General features: G+C 44.9%; 18 protein-coding genes. 3 read left to right on the plus strand and 15 right to left on the minus strand.

Going from position 1 to position 20,854, the window contains the following annotated elements; translation table 11 throughout:
* Window position 1: 1 nt before the first annotated feature.
* The 10 genes from IEW26_RS24825 to IEW26_RS24870 form a co-directional block, all read right to left on the minus strand.
* Window positions 2-709 carry a hypothetical protein gene (locus IEW26_RS24825; protein WP_188594322.1) on the minus strand — a complete coding sequence of 236 codons (708 nt, stop codon included), beginning with the start codon at window positions 707-709 and terminating at the stop codon, window positions 2-4.
* Between the two features lie 15 nt (window positions 710-724).
* Window positions 725-1,840 (minus strand): SAF domain-containing protein, encoded by a 1,116-nt coding sequence (locus IEW26_RS24830; RefSeq protein WP_188594323.1) that lies wholly within the window; start codon window positions 1,838-1,840, stop codon window positions 725-727.
* Between the two features lie 20 nt (window positions 1,841-1,860).
* Complete coding sequence (locus tag IEW26_RS24835) at window positions 1,861-2,466, minus strand: hypothetical protein (protein ID WP_188594324.1); 606 nt, start codon at window positions 2,464-2,466, stop codon at window positions 1,861-1,863.
* Entirely contained in the window at window positions 2,466-2,633 is a 168-nt protein-coding gene (locus IEW26_RS24840; RefSeq protein ID WP_188594325.1) for a hypothetical protein, read from the minus strand. Before IEW26_RS24840 ends, IEW26_RS24835 begins: the two co-directional genes overlap by 1 nt.
* A gap of 97 nt (window positions 2,634-2,730) precedes the next feature.
* Window positions 2,731-3,675, minus strand: a complete 945-nt coding sequence (locus tag IEW26_RS24845) for a ParB/RepB/Spo0J family partition protein (RefSeq protein ID WP_229730022.1) — start codon at window positions 3,673-3,675, stop codon at window positions 2,731-2,733.
* The gene (locus IEW26_RS24850) at window positions 3,623-4,450 is read right to left on the minus strand and encodes a ParA family protein (protein ID WP_188594326.1); all 828 of its coding nucleotides are present in this window, start codon (window positions 4,448-4,450) and stop codon (window positions 3,623-3,625) included. Before IEW26_RS24850 ends, IEW26_RS24845 begins: the two co-directional genes overlap by 53 nt.
* 139 nt (window positions 4,451-4,589) lie before the next feature.
* Entirely contained in the window at window positions 4,590-6,545 is a 1,956-nt protein-coding gene (locus IEW26_RS24855; RefSeq protein WP_188594327.1) for a UvrD-helicase domain-containing protein, read from the minus strand.
* Window positions 6,530-8,605 carry an ATP-dependent nuclease gene (locus IEW26_RS24860; RefSeq protein ID WP_188594328.1) on the minus strand — a complete coding sequence of 692 codons (2,076 nt, stop codon included), beginning with the start codon at window positions 8,603-8,605 and terminating at the stop codon, window positions 6,530-6,532. Before IEW26_RS24860 ends, IEW26_RS24855 begins: the two co-directional genes overlap by 16 nt.
* 337 nt (window positions 8,606-8,942) lie before the next feature.
* On the minus strand, window positions 8,943-10,586 hold the full coding sequence (gene rlmD / locus IEW26_RS24865) for a 23S rRNA (uracil(1939)-C(5))-methyltransferase RlmD (protein ID WP_373288567.1): 1,644 nt from the start codon (window positions 10,584-10,586) through the stop codon (window positions 8,943-8,945).
* 1,141 nt (window positions 10,587-11,727) lie between these two features.
* Complete coding sequence (locus tag IEW26_RS24870; protein ID WP_184186181.1) at window positions 11,728-12,612, minus strand: diacylglycerol kinase; 885 nt, start codon at window positions 12,610-12,612, stop codon at window positions 11,728-11,730.
* A 480-nt stretch (window positions 12,613-13,092) separates the two neighbouring features.
* On the opposite strand from IEW26_RS24870, the gene IEW26_RS24875 reads away from it, so the two are divergent.
* Window positions 13,093-13,791, plus strand: a complete 699-nt coding sequence (locus IEW26_RS24875) for an NPP1 family protein (RefSeq protein WP_248064260.1) — start codon at window positions 13,093-13,095, stop codon at window positions 13,789-13,791.
* A 240-nt stretch (window positions 13,792-14,031) separates the two neighbouring features.
* On the opposite strand, the gene IEW26_RS24880 is transcribed toward IEW26_RS24875, so the two are convergent.
* Window positions 14,032-14,811: a sirohydrochlorin chelatase gene (locus tag IEW26_RS24880; RefSeq protein WP_188594330.1), complete on the minus strand. Its 780-nt coding sequence runs from the start codon at window positions 14,809-14,811 to the stop codon at window positions 14,032-14,034.
* 3 nt (window positions 14,812-14,814) lie between these two features.
* The gene (locus IEW26_RS24885; RefSeq protein WP_017690665.1) at window positions 14,815-15,105 is read right to left on the minus strand and encodes a YerC/YecD family TrpR-related protein; all 291 of its coding nucleotides are present in this window, start codon (window positions 15,103-15,105) and stop codon (window positions 14,815-14,817) included.
* 498 nt (window positions 15,106-15,603) lie between these two features.
* Here IEW26_RS24885 and IEW26_RS24890 point away from each other — a divergent pair, with 498 nt between their 5' ends.
* Together IEW26_RS24890 and IEW26_RS24895 are read left to right on the plus strand one after the other, a co-directional pair.
* The gene (locus IEW26_RS24890; RefSeq protein ID WP_188594331.1) at window positions 15,604-16,233 is read left to right on the plus strand and encodes a tyrosine protein kinase; all 630 of its coding nucleotides are present in this window, start codon (window positions 15,604-15,606) and stop codon (window positions 16,231-16,233) included.
* 320 nt (window positions 16,234-16,553) lie between these two features.
* Window positions 16,554-17,642, plus strand: a complete 1,089-nt coding sequence (locus IEW26_RS24895) for a DNA alkylation repair protein (RefSeq protein WP_188594332.1) — start codon at window positions 16,554-16,556, stop codon at window positions 17,640-17,642.
* A gap of 136 nt (window positions 17,643-17,778) precedes the next feature.
* On the opposite strand, the gene corA is transcribed toward IEW26_RS24895, so the two are convergent.
* The 3 genes from corA to IEW26_RS24910 form a co-directional block, all read right to left on the minus strand.
* Window positions 17,779-18,738, minus strand: coding sequence for a magnesium/cobalt transporter CorA (gene corA, locus IEW26_RS24900; protein WP_188594333.1), 960 nt, complete (start codon window positions 18,736-18,738; stop codon window positions 17,779-17,781).
* 412 nt (window positions 18,739-19,150) lie between these two features.
* Entirely contained in the window at window positions 19,151-20,140 is a 990-nt protein-coding gene (locus tag IEW26_RS24905) for an inorganic phosphate transporter (RefSeq protein WP_111273206.1), read from the minus strand.
* A gap of 14 nt (window positions 20,141-20,154) precedes the next feature.
* Window positions 20,155-20,772 (minus strand): DUF47 domain-containing protein, encoded by a 618-nt coding sequence (locus IEW26_RS24910; protein WP_111273207.1) that lies wholly within the window; start codon window positions 20,770-20,772, stop codon window positions 20,155-20,157.
* Between the last annotated feature and the right edge of the window lie 82 nt (window positions 20,773-20,854).

The following is a 20,854-nucleotide window of genomic DNA, read 5'->3' on the forward strand; positions in this document are numbered from 1 at the left end:
GTCAGTTTCTTCCTCTGATGCGCGCCTTGCGTAGCTGCTTCCATGCCTGCTGTACCGTTCGTTCATCCCATTCCAGCAAATGCTTGACCATATCCAGCACAGTGCGGCGATAGCTGCCTGTTAATCTTCTAACATCTAATCGGCTGTGGTGCTGATTGTCCAGCTCCACCGATGTATTACGCTCATCTAGGGCAAAACGAAAAATAGTATTCTCCCACTGGATATGCTGCGTGTCCAGCAATTCATCTAAATAAGCTTCTGTGATACTTACAGGCACAAGCTGGGTGAGCATTTTATAAAAGGACAACGGTTTGCCTTCGGCTTCATGCAGACACAGCCGCTGCATCAGCTCTGCATTTCGCTGTAAATGAAGCCGTCCATAGCTGCTGCACCACACCCGCTTGTCATAGGCTGCCAAGTCCCGTCCCTTCACAAATTCGGTATGATCCGTATCCAGCAGCAGTACATCATAATTCCCCTGCAAGGAACGCTCCAGCTGAACGGGTGTAACAAAGCCGCGTGCAACGTCCATGCCCTCGAATTGGCGAATGGGCAGATGAGCTTCACTGTCTGGCATATAGCCCTGAACCCCTTGCCTAAGCGTGGAATCGACCACGATGACCTTTTGCCCCGTTACAGCAAGCAGCTTGCCCAAGATGAGCAGTAAATGGCTTTTATCTGGTGCGCCTAAAAATACAATTTTTTTCATCGCTGCACTCCCTCCTCATTGATTAAAAATTTCCTCTAGCTTGTCCGTATCACTAGATGGCTGTGGCTGCGGCTCCGATGAAGCAGGTGGAGTGACCTGTGGGGATGGTGCAGCAGGCTCACTCATTGGCTCCTTGGTTACTGGAGTCGTTGGTGCTTGCTCTATCCCTGGCTCCACTAAAATCGGCTTCTGCGCCGCTGGCTCGGCAAACTCAGGCTGTGGCAGGGTCGATTGCTGTGCCAAATTGCTTTGCAGTGTTGTCGCCCGTTCATTCATAAGCTGCTGCTGCACCGCAATATTACCAGACATCACCCGTAGCTTATCTGCCTCGCTCATGTCACTCAGATTACTTTCCAGTGTTTTGCGAAGTCTGCGCGCCAGCTCTGTCGTTGCCTTTTCAACCAGATTTGGGTCTATTTCCAGCAAATCCAGCACTACGCTGCTTGCTGGATAATTTACAATAGCTGCTGCCTGTAGACCAGCTTCCACATAAGTCAACGCATACAGTCTGGCTCCCTGCAAGTAGGCATCTATCGTCGCACTGGAGAACAGCATCCGATCTGACTCATTTAGCTCGAGCCAAATGACAGTCCCCTCCCGCTGTAGCACCTGCTTTTTGGAAAGCACTACGAAATCCTCACCCGTAGGAAACTGAATCCGCACATCCACGTATTGCTCCTTTTTCAGCAACGTGGGAAGCTGTATAATTTGAAGCTCCTGAACCCGCACATCATTTGCAATTGGCTTGCCCTCATACAGCATAGCTGGATAAATAGGGGCATCGGTCTGTAGCTCGACCTTGGTGTACCTGCCAATAATCGCATTTTTATCTGTTATTACGTTAGCCTGTAGCATGAAAGCAGGTATAGTAACGGATTTTAAATCATCTGCTGTAATTAAGCTCCCAGCAGGCAGGGTGCGAGTTATTGTCCAGGCTTCACCCTGTGCTTGCTGCTCCGCTTTCTTCAATTGCTGAATTTGCTGTTCATATTGTGAAATCATGACCTGCCTCTGCTGCTGTTGCTCTGACTGACTTCTTACGGTAAAAACAACCGCTGCAATCAGGAGCAACACGCCTAAAATAATGCCAGCGATAATGAATAGCTTACGGCGGTGATACGTCCATGACATAGCTTCTATCTCCCTTCTATTTAACGTGCATCCGTACGCTGATTGGCCTTCTTCTTCTCTGCTGCCTGCTGCTGCTCAATTCGCTGCTGTGCCCAAGGTGGAATATGCTCTGGCTTCACGCTTCCCAGCATATCGTCCCGATTCCAGCGCTGCTCCTTGCCCGAATACACATTTCTGACATATACAGCCCTACCTCTGGCGTGAGGGGACATCCCAAAGCCGCCTATAGCCACGACAAGCTGGTGATGGGCAGCCCGATATTCAGGGCGCAGTCGTTCAGGGCGAATAGCCAGCAGCTCATTTTCAAGATTGGCTTCGCTGGTAAGTGCATGACATTCATTCGCCGTTAACACAGGCATATCCAGCGGAAGAGCGGCCCGCTCCTGCTGCAGGGAAGCTACCTCATCCTGAATCCGCTCCGTAAAATCCTTCATAGCCTTTAAATAATCGCTTCCTTGTTCCGCACCATAATATTGCTCCATGCTGAGCAGATTTTGCCGAGTGCAATAACAGACCAAATAAGGCTTGTCCTGCTGCTCATCTACAGCCAGAATCACCTCAACCTTGCCAATTTCAATGGCTTGAACGACCTCATATCCCTTTACCATCCGTTTTTCCTGCTCCATTAAGCATCCTCTTTTCCCTGCTTTTCTTGTTCCCCTGTCCGTTGCTTACGGTCTGAGATGCAAGGACGCTGACTTTCCTCTTCATCCTCTTGCTTATGGCGACCAAAGCCAGGCTTTTCCTTCATTAAGCGTTCATAGACACGTCGCTTCCCCTTAGTAAAATCCATTTTCCTCTCACCTCCTCTCTCTAAAAAAAGGCATAAAAAAACTCTCCATTTACAGGAGAGCCGGTTATTCTATTCGGTTTAATTGTATATTTGAGCATCAGCGCTCATGCTCTCGCTGCCGCTTTCGATACCAGCCCTCCAGTAGCTGCACAATGAGGTCTTCCTTCTGCTTTTCAGTGAACTCCCTTGGGAAGAAACGGTCAATTCTTTCACGCTGGATATGCAGCTTTTCCTTCTGATTTGGCTTCTCCTCCGTAAGAATAGAGAAAATAACATCCATATTCAGTCGCCCATCCTGGCTTAGCTTCTTCATACGCTGCGCCTGTGCCAATGATGGTGTACAATCCTCAGACTGCATTGTTTCGTAAAGGTCCTGCTGCTCTTTTTCGGACAAATAAGATAGCTCTACTGCTGGATTAAAGGCAATCTGCTTCTCATCCACCATTTCAAGAATGGTTGGGGTGAGCTCGGTTAGGCGAATGTAACGGGAAATTTGATGTGGGCCTTCCCCAGCTTGCTCTGCTATAATCTGGCGAGATGTTTTACCCGCTGACTTCTGCGCAACTTGCGCAGAAGTCAGATCATTTCGAGCCCCTTGCCTTTTAATAGCGTCCAGCTTCATTTTATAAGCAAACGCCTTCTCACTCGCTGAAATGTTCTCCCTTTGCAAATTGCTATCCACCATAATGATCGTAGCCTGATCATCATCCAGTTCTCTTACAATACACGGCATTGTTTCCGCTCCAGCAAGCTCACTCGCCTTTTTCCTACGATGCCCTGCAACCATCTCATAGCTGCCGTCTGGCTTTTGACGCACCAGGCCGGGAACCAAAATACCATATTGCTTCACACTATCTGCCATTTCCAGCATGGCTTCATCTGCCTTGACCTTGAAGGGATGGCCGGGAAACTCGCTGATTTCAACAAGTGGAATCTCCATTACCTTTTCCCGCTGCGCATCAGCACGGCTTTCATCTGTCGAGAATAAATCATCGACCGTGCTCAGCTTGATGCTGGCGCGTCTGTCGTCTTTCGCTGCCAATACGCTGCACCTCCTTCGTAAAAGCCATATATGCCTTTGCAGCCTGACCATTTGGATCATGCGCATAGATGCTTTTTCCCTTGGCACTCGTTTCTGCCGCGCGGATGGATAAGGGAATTTCATCCTGAAAGACACGTAGCTTGTCCCCATACTCATGCCGAAGCACATGAGCAATATCCTTGGCGAAATTCGTGCGGCTGTCTACCATCGTAAGCAGTACGCCATCCAGCGCCAGTTTCGGATTAATTTGACGACGCACACGAGCAATGGTTTGCAAAAGCTGAGCCATTCCCTTGGCTGGCAAATAATGTGCCTGTACCGGAATAATGACACTATCTGCTGCTGCCAAGGCATTGATTGTCAGCATCCCCAGACTTGGCATGCAATCAATAAGGACATAATCATAATCTGACTTTACCTGGTCGATATAGGAGCGCAGAATCGTTTCACGGCTCATTGTGTTTACAAGAGAAACCTCAACCGCCGACAGCTCAATATTGCCTGGGATGAGTGCAACGCCCTCCTGATGCTGCAAAATTCCTTCCTGTGAATCGTAGGACTCCTCCATCATCGTTTTGACAAGCAAAGTAGCTAACGATACAGGAATGCTGTCTGGTTCCCGGTAGCCCAAGGAATCTGTCAAATTCCCTTGCGCATCTGCATCCACCAGTAGCACTTTCTTGCCTTCCTTAACCAAGCCAATACCCAAATTCACAGCCGTTGTCGTTTTGCCAACACCGCCCTTTTGATTAGCGAGAGCGAATACCTTTGTCATCTCATTTCCTCCCTTCAACGTAAAAAAGCCGACTGCGCTATAATTCAGAGCAATCGGCTTTTAAAGGATATCTATATGAAAAGAAAGCATCTGGTAAGGGATGCTCTCTTGTTTACTTGAAATCAAAAACTGAATTAGTTTATTCCATGACTTCAAACCCTATTTCGCAAAATTTCTTTACTAATTGAGAAGAAAAATTTTCGATTTTAGATTTATTAATAAATATTGACAAATTTCTTCGTGCACGAGAACAACCTACATAAAATAAACGATAAGCACTTAAAGATCCATACACTTGGCTTTCTTTGAAACACATTTTGGCTGTTTTTACAAGTGGATTGTCTACATATGCTTTGTGATCACTCTCACATAAATTTTTGAAGTACTCATTATTTTCAAAGTGTTTAAGTAGTTGATTTATTCTTGATGTTAAATACTCTCGATGTTTTTTATGCAGCTCACTATTAATTTCAGATAATTTGAACCCTAAGTATGAAGTTGTATCCTTTATCCACTCAACATATTCATAATAGAACGACTCAAATTCATTAAGTGACACCTCCATGTTACTCCACATGTTAAAGAACTTATACATATGGACTAATGGCTTGCTGTTACTGTCCTCTGCTATAAAAAAAACTGTGTCATGGCTCTCTCCCTTTACGCCATGTTGTGTAGATACATTTGGTGTTTTTAAGTACTCAGCTAGAAGACGAAACTCTGCTATATTAACTTCCAAAACTAAAGAGTATTCTTCGTCATCAATTATGGAGCCTATATAATCCGGTCTAACCAGTGCAGTTTCCAAAAGTGTATTTAGCACTGATTTTATACTATATTCCATTTGAGAATTATTATATACATCCGCAACTTTAAGCAATAAATTATCCAATCTACGTTTATCTTCATGTTTTTTCACGGTAAATACAGTATCATTAAATATTTTAGAATTTCGTTTGAACAACTGAACGATATTGCCTAAGCTCTTAGTACCATAGTCCTGAGCAATTTGGTTAACCAAGAACAATAATTTAACTAAACTATCTGGGTTATCCTGTGAATCATTTATAAGCACATCAACAGCACTATATTGTTGTATATGCGAATATCGTTCCATTTTGTTATACTTTCTATAAAGATCTCCTGCTCCAATAGAGTCAAATCGTTTTTGATTAAGCAAGAACAACAATAATGCGTTAGGATAATTTTGTTTTTCAAACTTAAGCTTCTCAGAAACATCATCACATAACAAAATTCTAGGCAAGTGATCAGCTACTACATTTAAATTTTTCTCTGCAGGTTCTTGCTTATACGAATTGTTATTATACAAATTGTTTAAAATGTCAATAACAGCAGGAACTGATCTATAATTAGTAGTTAATTTAATTGATTGATTGAGGGTTAAAAGTTTATCTTCAAATGAGCCATCATAGTTCCTATATATTTGTTGCATTTTATCTCCCAGAAAATATAGCTCTGTAGAGGTTGCATGAACTGCTTCATAAAATAATTTTAATACATTTGCCGATGAATCTTGATACTCATCAATAAATATAAGTTGATACTTTTTTGTCAATCTCCTTCTAATGACAGGAAACTTATCAAATACTAATTTAGAAAACGTTATAAGATCATCATGAGACAAGCCTCCATAATATAAAAAGTTAAATTGAGACTCATTGTAATAGATAGACTTAAGGTTTTCCTTAATATAATTAAATGATAACTCACCGTTTTTCTCAATATACCTTTCATTACTTCTGGTTATCTTTTCATCCCCATTTTCATTGGTAATTCTCTTCATTATTTCAGCACCATATGTTTCAAAGTACAAATTTAGTATTTGTTCATGTGAAAAATAAATCTTTAGAAAGTTGTGTAAAAAAGAATGAATTGTTGAAAAATAAACTTTTTTATTATCCATATCCTTCCCTAATTCTTCTGCAGCCCTATTTGTGTATGTTATACAAAGAATATTATCTTTGGGATATTCAACCAGATGCTTGAAAATCATTGATTTGATTGCCGTTGTCTTACCACTTCCGGCCGGAGCATTAACTAAATAGATATTTTTATCTACTATTTCTTCAGCCATGCCAGCCCCTCCTCAATATAATCTGGCAACATATTTTTAGTTAAATTATTTAGGATCACTGAATACATAAAATCTGTTTTTCCTTTTGAAGTATGCTCAACAATGTCTCTAATTGTATATTGTCCCTCTTCTTGAGGAATAGTAAACTTCAATTTGTCAACATTTCTTAAATTAATCCAATCCTCCCGACTCTTTTCCTCAACTGCTGTTAATTTATAATGCTTAGCAAGCATTGCTTCTTCTAAGGTACGAGCAAAGCTGTCCTTTTCCCCTTGATAATTTAGATATGCACAGCCTTTAAACAATATGTTCCCCTCATTCTTTTTCCACTCATACAAATCTGCTACAGTTGGCTTGGTTTCTGGATGTGTTATTTCATAAAAATTATTAATCGTGGCATTCGTTGTTCCTGAGGCTCTTATGTGACTTTCTGTTTTTGAGGCTTTATTATAATCAAGATCCGTTAGTATAAGCGTTTTTATTCCCATAAACTCAATGAGAGTTCTATAGTTGTGAGCATACGCTCCTCCCACCTGAACAAATGCGATATATAGTTGATTTAATACTGCAAAATCATCCAAAGAAAAGAGTTTTCTAATGAGCATTCTTTCTGTGTCACCCTCGTAAATAATGACTCTATCGGCAAATACTATATCAGAGAATCCTATTTCATAGAACCAATCGTAGAAATTATCAAGAACAGGGTCCTTACTTACACTTTCTTTAAAAGATGAGAAATCAAATATATTGCTTATGAACGGAGTTGTCGGTCTTGCCACTCTGAGGTTCTTCATTTCAGTTACTCTAACCATCTCACTAGAATGTGTGGTTATTAACCCTTGTATCTTTTTTTCTTGGTAGTATTTTTTCAGAAATTTCCCAAAGACATTTTGCATTTGTGGATGCATGTGTGACTCAGGTTCTTCAATAATAAATATGTTCACCAGCAATGGGTCAATGTTCCTTTTATATCTTTCAAGTTGCAAGAGAATAAATATCATATTACTGTATCCCAATCCTTGTGATGTTTCATTGAGATAGTGCCCCTGAAGATCATACTTAGCGTGAGTAATTTGGCTGATAAGAGAACTAATCGTTTCCTCCGAGATCTCTAAATCAAGCATAATGCTCCCCGTATTCCCCCCATTAGCTTGAGCAATTGAAGAAATTGTCTCAGTAAGTCCATCCACCGAAACCTTCCTTACAATATCTGTTATCCCTAGTTCTTCAATTGGCTGAAGTATCTTATCTGGCAAGGCTCCCAGAAATGCTTTCCATGCATCATCATGATGTGCAAGATCAAGGACATTTTTGCTAATACTTTTTGAGTGACCTACATTCTGGTCTTCTAATGGCCTGCCTGCATAAATATTATATAAATTAAACAACTTTCGGAAATGTGAAAGTTCCATTTCATTTTTATTTTGAAACTGCCTATCAGCAAAGTAACACTTCTCAATAATACTAGAAACGTATGTACCTAATATTTTTTCTTTAAAGAAACCCATCTTAGTATTTTGATCCTTTTCTCCAGAAAGCTTTTCATACCTACTTTTTAATTTTTCAAAGTCCTTGTCTAGCGACTGACTAAAAGTAGTAGAAGTAACCTCGAATGAATATTCGAAATAGATTGAACAATGGTTAAGATCTAAATCCATAATATAGTCAGCAAAATCCCCCATCTCTTCATTAGTCTCATAATCAACTCTTAGCCGAACGACTGTTGGTAAAATAAGAAGTTTCTCTTTCCCAGGAGCTCCATCTAAACAAAAAAGATCATTTACTATCGCTTGAATTGTTTTCTCTCTATCATCATTTTTCTCAAAATGATTAATAAAGATTGAGTATGCCTGATCAACCCATTCTTTTGAGAGAGTTACAGGTATATCAGAAACACAAAATTCCGTTTTTGACGAATTTAATATATTTTCTAAAAGCTCAATTAAAGATGTCTTCCCGCTGTTGTTTGCACCAGCCAACAAAGTGACGTCATCAGCCAATGATAGCGATGTCTCTATAAACCGTCTGTAATTTTGTATCGAAACTTTTTTTAGCTTCACAAAAATCCCTCCATAGACATTAAATATGTTGGTCTTGGTAAAATAGATACTACATGTCTATAGTACCATACAGTCGTGAAAATATTGGAATAAATGTGCGAATTTTGTCTATGTATGAAACAAAAAAAACGCCTTACAAAGGCGCTCTCTTGAAATTTCAATCTAACGATTTTAGGCTATTTTCTTCTCTCTCCCGACATATCTACACACTCGACCTCAAAACCAAGGTCAAGCACGACCGAAACCTCAATTGTTTCCTTTAGAACCTTATTTTTGAAATCAGGGCCATCCTTCGTAAAAGTCGTAAACGGCGCAAAGTGTTGAAAACAAAGGATTTCTAGGTATCTTTGCGTTGCATTCCTATTACTACCTCCACATGCACCGTATGCGGGAACATATCCACCGGCGTTACCTCCACCGTACGATAGCCGCCGTCCTCCAGAACTCTTAAATCACGCGCCAAGGTGCTTGGGTTGCAGCTGACATAGACTACGCGTTCCGGTTTCATCTCCAGGATCGTGTCGAGTAGACGCGGGTCGCAGCCTTTGCGCGGTGGGTCAACAACGATGACGTCTGCTTCGATGCCTTGTTCTTTCCAGCGCGGAATGACGTCCTCGGAGGCGCCGACTTCGAATTTGACGTTACGCATCTCGTTTAGCAGCGCATTACTTCGGGCATCCTCAATGGCTTCGGGCACAATCTCTACCCCATACACTTGATCCGCATGCTGCGCCAGGAAAAGAGAGATCGTTCCGATGCCGCAGTATGCATCAATAACCGTTTCTTTGCCGCTCAGTCCGGCGTATTCTACCGTTTTGCCATACAGCACTTCGGTCTGCACCGGATTGACCTGATAGAACGAACGCGGAGAGATTGCAAATTGCACATCGCCGATATAATCATAGATGACATCACGTCCCCACAGGACACGGGTTTCCTCGCCGAAAATAACGTTTGTCTGCTTTTTGTTCACGTTCTGACAAATGCTCACCACTTGCGGAATCGCTTCGCGGATGCTGCCGATCCATTCGTCTTGATGTGGAATATCCCGACCGTTCGTGACCAGCACCAGCATCATCTCGCCTGTACGGAACGCCTTTTTTACCACGACATGACGCAGTAACCCCCGGCCTGTTTCCTCGTTGTATGCACTAATGCCAAGATGGCTGCCGATCTCCTTCACCTTGGCCACGACTTCATCGTTGTGCTCGTGCTGAATAAGACAGGTATCCATGTCGATGATCCGATGGCTTCCTTTTGCATAAAAACCACCAACCAAACCGCCTTCAGCTGCGCCAATCGGCACTTGTGCCTTGTTCCGGTAACGCCACGGCTCGTCCATGCCCATCGTTGGCAGTACACGAATTGCGTGTTCTGTGTCTTTTTCGTTCATGACACCTTCAAGTCGCAGACGCATTCGATTACTCTCGTTGGTTTGTTCTTCTATTCGTTCATCAAATGGAGATTGTTCAGGCTCGATTACTTGAGTCTCATCCTCCACCAACACGTTCAGCTTCCCGATGCGCTGCAGATTATCGATCACCAGCTGACGTTTCCACGCCAGTTGACCAGCGTAGCTCATATGTTGAATCTGGCATCCACCACATTGATCATAGATCGGACATGGCGCGGATACGCGATCCGGGCTGGCTTTGACGATTTCCAGCAGCTTGGCGTAGCCGTATTGCTTTTTCGTTTTCATCACGCGCACGCGCACGGTTTCACCCGGAAGAGCACCCTGCACAAATAATGTATAGCCATTCGCGCGGCCTACGCCCTCGCCGTCATGATTCATGCCGATGATATCAATGACGGTTTCTTCATTTTTACTGACGGGCAATCCTTCGATTGATGCTGCTGATTCACGCGGTCTTGATTGGTTTGATTGACTTTGACTTGGCTGACGGGACGCTGAAGCTTTCCCCTTCCCTTGAGGAGCAGCCGAATTCCGGCGGTTTTTTCCACGACCGCTGCGGTTCATATTAGACAACGCACATTCACTTCTTTCTTATATAGTACACCGCCTTCAAAGGCAGTGGTTAAATCCAGCGATAAGTCGCATTTTGCGTCACCCAGCGACAATGTTTGTAATTTTTGAAAGGATGAGCACCGCTCGCTTATGCTCGCTGAATTCTAACGAATCCTGGGAACCTTATTCACGCCAAAAATAACGTTCTAAAATTCTAACGAATCTCAGAGACGTTATTTCAATGTAAAATCGAGTTTATCGGCCATTTTGAGTCATTTCACCTAAAATAGCGTCTCACCGAATCGTTAGAATTCCAAATGTACTGATTTCTCCAAAATAAGACTTCCTGAAATCGTTAGCACGAAAGGCACCAATTCCGGCTTACCAAGCGACTCCCACAACAGCAGTGCTCCTATATATACTATCGAGCTCTACACATACACTCGCACTCGCAGACATACTCACGAATCTTACATATATACTTGCACTCTCACGTATAAACTTGCGCTCCACATCTCACATTTACTCTTACACAACAGTCTGCTCTTAAAGCAGTACTCACGTACTCTTACATATACTATTGCGCCTCTTAGAAATACTGTCGCACTCTTACAGATACTTTCGTATTCTTACCTTCTCATATATCCACACACACTCTTACACATATTATTGCACTCTTGCTTCCTGTACTCTCGCACCCTTCATGTAAACTTGCGCCCTACATCTCACATTTAATCTTGCACAACAGTCCGCTCTTAAAGCAGTACTCACGTACTCTACATAATACTATTGCGCCTCTTGGAAATACTGTCGGGCTATTACATTTACTCTCGCATTCATACTTTCTTACATATACTCTTGCATTCACGCACTTTTACATCCTATATCCATGCGCTATTCAGCCTAACACGCTCCTACACAATTCTATATCCCTATGCGCATGTACTCACTCAGTCTTACACTCGCGCGCACATTCACTAATACACTCCCGCACTCATGCACAACTCACAACTGATCAACTCAAGCCACATGACTAGTTAGCATCATGAGCCCAACTCAAGATCATACCGCACCAAACGGATCATAAGAATGTATCAGACTCAGCCCATCAGACCAATTCCACCACACCGCCCCACCCAGGGGAGGCTTCGTTTTACCGATGGAACAGCTGCAGATGATGCTTGAGATTCGTAAACGTTGCCGGCAGTGATCCGCCCAGCTCTCCGTCCAGATTCAGCAGCACATGTCCTGGTGAGGTCACTTCCATATGATCGGTCTGGAAATGCAAAACCTTCTTGTCATTCAGATGCTCCCCACGCAGCGCCAGCGTAACGAGACGGATCATGTCGGCCAGGTTACACTTGCGCACTGCAATCACATCGAGCATCCCGTCATCAATGGTTGCACCGGGAGCAAGCTTCTCGAAGCCGCCGACGGAATTGGTATTGGCAATGAGGAACAGCATGAATTCATCATGAATTTCTTCCTGTCCGTTCGCACGAATGATCAGCTCCTGTGGGGACAGGTTCGACATCTTTTCGATGCCCTTCATATAATAGGCCAGCTGCCCGATCATCGTTTTCAGACGACTCGGCACTTCATAGGTTAACTCGGTTAACGACCCGCCACCTGCAATATTAATAAAATATTTATCATTGGCCTTGCCCAGATCAAGCGGACGTGTCTGCTGATGAATGACCAGATCCACGTAATCTTCCCATTGTCTTGGAATACCAAGCGCACGCGCAAAATCATTCGTCGTTCCCAGAGGAAATACACCCAGCGGCGGACGGTTCTCCCGTTCAGCCATGCCGTTAATGACCTCATACAACGTGCCGTCGCCGCCTGCCGCAATAATCATGTCATATCCGCGTTCAATGGCCAGCTCCGCTTCCCGGGTTGCATCCCCTTCACCCGTTGTTGCATGACAGGAAGCCTCAATACCGCCTTGATCCAGACGCTGCAAAATATCTGCCAGACGTTTCTTCATTTCTTCCCGGCCGGAGGTCGGATTATATATTAATCGAGCTCTTTTCATCTGATACGCCACCTATTCCACATTATCCATGAGTCGGAACGACCTCATCCGCTTTGTTTACTTTTCAGTAAAGGCCGCCATTTAACACAACATTAAACTTCAATTCATCCCGCCCAAACAATACGTTCCACATTCATATCTATGCCAAAGGAATTTCGTCTCATTCCTTAGACCGCTGCTTCTATCATATCACCAAACGTAAAGATGTCCTAGCCTGTAATCCACAACTCGTTTTTGCAAAATAACCCGCTATCCTTCCATTCTGCCCGCCTGAACACGAATTAATCTCTCCTACCCTTTCAGGCATCCTTTGATGATGACATAAATATACCGCAAATTTACAAATCTCAATATAAAAATATAAATATAATCAATATTTTTCCAGTAAGATGTGAGTACATGCCTCATACATAACAACCAGCACGCCAATATGTCGCAAAGGAGAATTGCATGATGAACAAAACGAAGAAACTTGTACTGATGCTCATGGTCACCCTCCTCGCCTGTATGCCTCTGGTTACTACCGCCGATGCGGCCGTGATCAACCATGATCAGGTCGTCGGCTTTCAGGAGGTCACACCCGTGACCGCTACACAGATTACGGCGAAACGTTTCCAGCCGTTTCTAAAGGTCTACCATGGATGCGTGCCTTTCCCCGCTGTAGATGCACAGGGCAACACCAGTGCCGGCTTGGCAACATCAGGATCACACAATGGCGGCTGCAGCTCCAATCTGGGCCAGGTCTACTCCCGCTCAGCTTGGCATAATGGAGTGTGGGCGATCATGTACGCATGGTATTTTCCGAAAGACAATCCATCTCCCGGATTCGGACATCGTCATGATTGGGAAGGCATTGTCGTTTGGGTAGACAATCCCGCTGTAGCCAATCCGAAAGTGCTCTCCGTCGCCTATTCCGGCCACGGCCAGTTCACGAACGTAGCTCCAAGCTCAAGCAATATGCAGGGGGATCATCCGAAAATCTCCTACAACAGCACCTGGCCGCTTAACCATGAGCTCGGTGTAACCAATGTGGTCGGAGGAACTCAGCCGCTGATCGGTTGGGATGATCTGACTTCGGCCGCACGCAATGCACTGAATACAACGGACTTTGGCAGTGCCAATGTACCATTTAACGATAACAACTTTACGAACAACCTGAATAAGGCTTGGTTTAGATAATTCATTGTTTATTCTTGATCTGAACCAAAGACTTTACACGGCCCGCTTCAATGGCGAATAACCTTGAGAGCCGCTGTTATCCCAAGATTTTATCCGAATCCCTTTCCTATCTTAACTGCTTACTGACTAAGCTTTGCCTAACTAAAAATCCGAGCCAAAAAACCACGTCCTCGGACGTGGTTTTCATTATGCTGACTGGATGCCTTACAATTAAAATTAAAAGCCATTGCCGTGCATTCCTTAATCCTGAGCACTATTACACTGGTCCAGCAAATACTGAATTTGCCGTTCCAGCCACTGACCAAGCAGCGGATGAGGTAACAACGTTTCCCCACTATATGCATAGTCCAGACCTTGAAGCCGATCCGTAATGACATGACGCGTGAAATAACCGGCGCTCAGAAACAGCGGTGCCACAATTACACGGCTTCCACGCTCTTCGCTCCAGTATTTCGCCTTGTCATGCACACTCTCGGGATTAAGCAGCGCGTAATCTGTATGAGCTACACCGCTAATATCTTGCACGCGTCGAGCAAGAGAAGCTATGCCGGCTTCCCAGCGCTGGCGAAATCCGTCATGGATGCTTCCATGTCCAATGAGCAGGATGGTCTCCTGTTCGGGCTGCTGTGACAGTGACTGGACCTTGTCCCACACCATTACCGCAATATCAGGATCATCATCCACCGGATAACCAAAATGAACCCGGGCCTTCACCTCAAATGGTTCGAGATCAGTTTCCCGTTCTGGGGCTTCCTTGGCTCCAATCGCGTATTCAATCTCATCCACATGTGTGCTTCCAGACGAAACAAAGAGAGGTACAACGAGCAGATCCGTTACACCTTGAGCTTCCAGCCGGTTGATACCGTCCTGAATTAAACGTCCATTCACGAGTTCCAGAAATCCAGCTTCAACAGGCAGCGGCTCGGGCAGATTCAGCCGGGAAATCGCGTCATCGACGGATTCAACCCAGGTCTTCTCCTGAGAACCGTGACTAATGATGAGTACACCCGGCTTCTTCATAAATTAGCGCCCCAGGCGTTCCAGCGTCATTTTATAACCATCATTGCCGTAATTCAGACAACGCTTCACACGCGAGATTGTAGCTGTGCTCGCGCCAGTCTCCGCCTCAATCTGGTTATATGTATTGCCTTTACCAAGCATACGTGCCACTTCCAGACGCTGGGACATGGATTGAATCTCGTTTACGGTGCAGAGGTCATCAAAAAAGACATAACACTCCTCAATATCCTTCAGTGTCAGGATGGCCTCGAATAGTTGTTCTATACTTTTATCATTTAGCTTTTTCAGCTGCATTTATTTATCATCCCCTAGCGGTTACTGTGTACCTACATTGTACCTACCCTGAGTTGGTATTTCAAGCGTTAACGATTTCACGCACTACAGAATAAAAACACATGTTAACGCTTACAAATAGGATCATTGTCCTCCCCTCATGGACATTACCCCTAAATATCGCAGTTTATCCCCATTTATAGGGAACCATATCCGATTAATCTTCTAGGATTTTATGAAACTTAATTGTGACGAATTTGTGTCAAAATTTTATTTTTCTTCCTCAAGTTACATCCCCGCTCCTCACACCTCCTCTGCGCCCAAATCCGCAAATATCCCGTTTCCCGTGACACTCGCCTACGCCGCCTCTCCGCGAATGACATACAGTATATCAAAAGGGAGTTCCACCTTGCTTGTTGTTTCCTTATTTCACTCCAATGATATCTTGGTAAAAATCCATTCCGGGATCCTCGGTGGAACGCAATTCCGAAATCCAATATAGAAGGAACGTGATCGTTCATGCCACAGCATTATTACCATCGTCAACCGGGAACACGGCCGCGGCCGGCTCCTCCTGGTCATCGGCAGGCCCATACATCGGTCTATGTACCTTATGGTGTCCCGCGTTCTCTGAATGAAGCCCAGATTCAGCCGATGTATCCTGGGGTTGATCCGCATTATCCGGGTTTCGCTGAAGTCGAAGCATCCGGTCTTGTGCCTTACGGGCAAGGTGCACCTGGTGGAGGCTTTCTGGGAGGCAGCACTCCAGTTACCCCTGTTGTTCCAGCCCAGACACCCGCATCTTCAGGTAGTTCAGGCTTTTCCCTCGCGAATCTGGGGGAGCTCAAAGGCATGATTGACCGCTTCGGCGGTATTGACGGCATTATGAACGGTGTAGCCAAGATGCAGAAGGTCGTTGGCGGCATTCAGCAGATGGCACCGATGATGAAGCTTGTCATGGGCATTCTGCCTTTTGGCAAAAATAAAAATAGCAGCAGTGAAGCAGACGCTGATTTCGAGGAATATTCCAAGCCTCGCCCGCGCAAGCGCCGCAAACAAACGAACGGCAAGCAGCGCAAACGCAACTCTTCTCCGGTACGCCGCAAAAACTCAACTGCAAAACCGCGCCCCAAAAGACGCAAAAGCTAGTTCCCTTCAGACACCCCCTCTGCGAAGGCGGGTGTCTGAATAATTTTTTTCAGAATAAATACTAAGAACCTATGTTCCCATGCACAGTAGATGAGGTATAATATATAAGTTGAACTCTTCATTTACACGTTAACGGAGAGGACAGAAAAAACCTGAAAAAGCGGAGCGGTCGCCTTTATCACCGGATTTTCCCCTTTGGAAAAGGGAATCGAAAAAATCTGGGGATAACCGCTACTCTCCAGGTTATTCTGTCATCGGAGTGGTCTGTGTAAAATCTTTAGTTCAACTTATACTAGAGAATACATATAAGGAGGCAGACCATGGAACTGTTCAAAGACAAATATACCCCCGCTCTGGTTGATCGGACCGCTGACCAGCTTCGCCAGTTTTACCCACAGCTGCAGACACAGCAATTTCGTGAGTTAATCTTCGCCGAGGGCTGGGAAACACTCGAATTCAAGGCAAGGATTCGCCGCATTACGGAAGCTTTGACTCAGGTGCTTCCAGCAGACTATGAAGAAGCATTACATATTATCGGGCAGGCAGCCCCGCAGCTGCGAGGTGTTGAGTTTCTTTTCATACCTGACTTCATTGAAGTGAATGGACTTGCGCCAGACAGGTACGAGCTATCCATGAAGTATCTTGCGCTTGTTACACCTTATTCCAGCTCGGAGTTTGCGGTGCGCCCCTTTATTCAGCGTTACCCTCTCCAGACGATCAAACAACTGATGGAATGGACGGAAAGCAGTGATGAGCATATTCGCAGGTTAGCCAGTGAAGGCAGCCGCCCTCGTTTGCCATGGGGAGCCAAGCTTGGTGAATTTATTGCTGATCCCACGCCGGTGCTTCCCATTTTGCATGCACTCCGGCAGGACAGCTCTCTGTATGTACGAAAAAGTGTCGCCAATCACCTGAACGATATCTCCAAAGATCATGCCGATCTTGTGCTGGATTTAGCTCAGTCCTGGCATGGCCAGCATCCGCATACGGACTGGATTATCCGTCATGCGAGTCGTTCACTGCTCAAAAAAGGGCATCCCGCTGCATTAAGCTTGTTCGGCTACAACAAACAGGAAGCTGTTGATATTGAGAACCTGAAGCTGGAACGGGATACCATTGCGACAGGGGAGGAGCTTCATTTTTCATTCGATGTGGTCAATACAAGCGGGGAGCCGCAGATGCTGCGGATTGAATATGAGATCGGTTATATGAAGGCTAACGGCAAGCAGGCACCCAAGCGCTTCAAATGCTCTGACAGAATGTATGCGGAAGGCCGCACGCAAGTCGCGACCAAGCAATCCTTCAAGCTGATCACTACTCGCAAATTTTACGCGGGACTCCATACGCTCACTATTTTTGTGAACGGGCAGGAAACGCAAACCGCTTCTTTTGTGCTTGAAGTAGACTAAGGCTGCGTTTAAGGCAGAACTGGTCGCATATTTTAATCTTTTTACTTATGCACAGTTATGTATCTACGAGAAAACTTATTCACATGTGGATAGAACAATAAAATGAGACAAGAAGACAGGGGCCACAAGCCCCTGCCTACTTGAACCAGCCACGCTTTACAAACCACGCCACCATGCAGCCGCCCAGTACAAACATCAGCAGCAGCACGGCACCATATCCGTACTTCCACTGCAGCTCTGGCATATGGGTGAAGTTCATTCCATAGATACCGGCAATCAAGGTGAGCGGCATAAATACGGTAGTAATCACGGTTAAAGTTTTCATAATCTGATTCATGCGGTTAGAGTTCAGCGAAATATAGCTGTCGCGCAGATCAGCCGTCATCTCTCGATCCGCTTCAATCATATCTGTCAGCTTGAGCAAATGGTCATATATATCAGTAAAATACACCGTATGCTCCCCTGATCGCTGGACATGCTGTGAATTCACGACCCGATAGAGCAGATCACGCATCGGAACAACGGTGCGTCTCAGCTTCAGCAGTCGACTTCTCAGATCAAATACCTGATTCATCAGTTCCTCTACCGACTCCTGACCGCCGCGGTTTTCCAATTCAGCCAGCTCATCCTCAATGGCAAACAGGGACGGAAAATAATGATCCACCAGCTTGTCCATCACGGTATAGGCTGCCGCGACCGGCCCTCTTGCCCAGATGGTTCGTTCATGTGCATGCTGCAGCAAACGATCCCAGGCTTCATCTACTTCTTCCAGCTTCCCATGATGAAAAGACACCAGAAAGTTGGCTCCCAGAAACAAATCCACCTCTTCGGCCTCCAGTGTGACCGGATTCAGTGCATGCAGCACGAGAAACTGCAAATTCTCATAATAGTCCAGCTTGGGCCGCTGCAAGACATGCATACAGTCCTCAATCGCTAACGGGTGAAAATGAAAATAGCTGTCCAGCAATCGGCTTTCTTCTTCTGTCGGCTGGTTGAAATCTGCCCATACCCATGCATAATCGCTCAATTCCAGCTGCTCAAGCGGCATGTTCACGGTAACCTGGTGATCCCGCGTAATTGCAAGTGTACGAATCATGGAGTAGACCACGTCCTTGTCTCTTGTCGAAGTTCTTCCCTATTCCATCATACAACGTCAAGCCACATACGTCTGCTTTACGGAGTAAGTCATCGCTGCGAATGTATTACTTTATATGACTTATCGTGGCTTGTGGCTTGATATGACAAACACAAACAAAAAAAGCCAACCCGGTTGGCTTCTCTCATTTCCCCTATCCACACAGTTTCCTGTATCCACAGGAAGATTTCTTTTGGTTTATCATTCCACGGATGGCTATCCACATATCCAGCCTGTCCACAATTTCGTGCACAGCCTATTTTCCATATCATTGTTTAATTATCCACATATCCCGATATTGACATGGTTATAAACAGACCATTGTTCGGTTTTCTAAAACATATCCACGGTTGTGTTGCTTTATATGAGCGGTTTAGAAAATAATCCAGTACAGCAATCCCGCAAGAGCTCCGGAAATTGGAATCGTTATAAACCACGTAATAATTATACGGCCGGCCAGTCCCCATTTTACCGCCGAAAAGCGCTTAGCCGAACCTACACCCAGAATCGCGGATGTAATCGCATGGGTAGTACTTACCGGAAGGTGAAGCAACGTTGCCGAGAAAATAACCGAGGCCGCGGACAAATCTGCTGCAAAGCCGTTAATCGGTTCGATTTTGAAAATTTTCGTGCCCATCGTTTTGATGATTTTCCATCCACCAATGGACGTTCCCAGTGCCATCGCAGTGGCCGCCGAAATTTTTACCCACAGCGGTACTTCGAGATGATCCTGTACTTTAGCTGCGACAAGCGCGAACGTAATGATCCCCATGGCCTTCTGCGCATCGTTAGTACCGTGCGTGAATGCCTGCAGTGCAGCTGTGAAAATCTGTACCGTACGGAAGCCCTTATTGACGTTATGCGGGCTTCGTTTGGCAAATACATACTTGAGAATCGTCATGACGATATAACCGATTGCAAAAGCAATCAGAGGTGATAACAGCAAACCGCCTACAATATCAATGAAGCCTGTCCATTTCACTTTGTCCGAACCTGCTCCAACGAGTACAGCACCCGCGAGCGCGCCGATCAGCGCATGTGAAGAGGAAGAAGGAATTCCAAACCACCATGTCACCAGATTCCATATGATCGCGGCGATCAAGGTGACTATGACGACCTCGATGCCGTTATCCAGCTTGGTGGGGTCCGTCACACTCCCCCCAATCGTCTTCGCTACACCTGTAAACATCATTGCACCGACAAAGTTCATCACAGCCGCCAGAAGAATAGCCCGGCGCGGCGTCAATGCACGTGTTGATACCGAAGTTGCGATGGCATTGGCTGTATCGTGAAACCCATTAATGAAGTCAAACGCCAGTGCAAGGAAGACGACTATACCTAATACCCAAATCGTTGTTTCCATTAGTCTCTGGCTCCTTAAGAATTACGCATGATGATGGACTCAAGAACGTTGGCAACATGCTCGCAATCATCCGTTGTCGTTTCAAGGCGTTCATAAATCTCTTTGCGCTTGATCAGCTCAATCGGATCGGATACCGTTGCGAACAGATTCTTGATACAATTACGCAATACTTCGTCGCCCTGGTTTTCCAGATCGTTCAGACGAATGGTGTATTCACGAATCGCCAGCAATTTTTTCTGGGACAGCAAATGAATCGCCTTTTGAATTTCATAAGCCGATTGACGCAAAATTTCTGCAAATTGAACGATATATTCGTCCGGATCAACCAGTTGGTACATATAGAAACGGGAAGCTGTAGCTTCGATTCCGTCCAATACGTCATCAAGAGTTGTTGTCAGTTCCATAATATCATCGCGTTCAATCGGCGTGATAAATGTTTTGTTCAGCTCTGTAATGATGGTGTGTACGTAGTCATCACATTGCGACTCGTACTTCTTCATTTCATTAGCAAAAAGAGTTACATCCTGAAGGTTGGAAACATGCTGGGAGAAATAATCTGCCGCTTGAACCACCGTATCTGCCATGTTCTCCAGTGTTTCAAAAAATATATCCTTCTTCTTCTTAATCTTCATAGCTCTATCCCCTCTTCGAGAAATTGCGCTGATAACCGATGAAACATGAAATGACAACCTTTGATATCTTATCATATTTGTT

This window comes from Paenibacillus silvae (assembly GCF_014639235.1).
GTDB classification, from domain to species: domain Bacteria; phylum Bacillota; class Bacilli; order Paenibacillales; family Paenibacillaceae; genus Paenibacillus; species Paenibacillus silvae.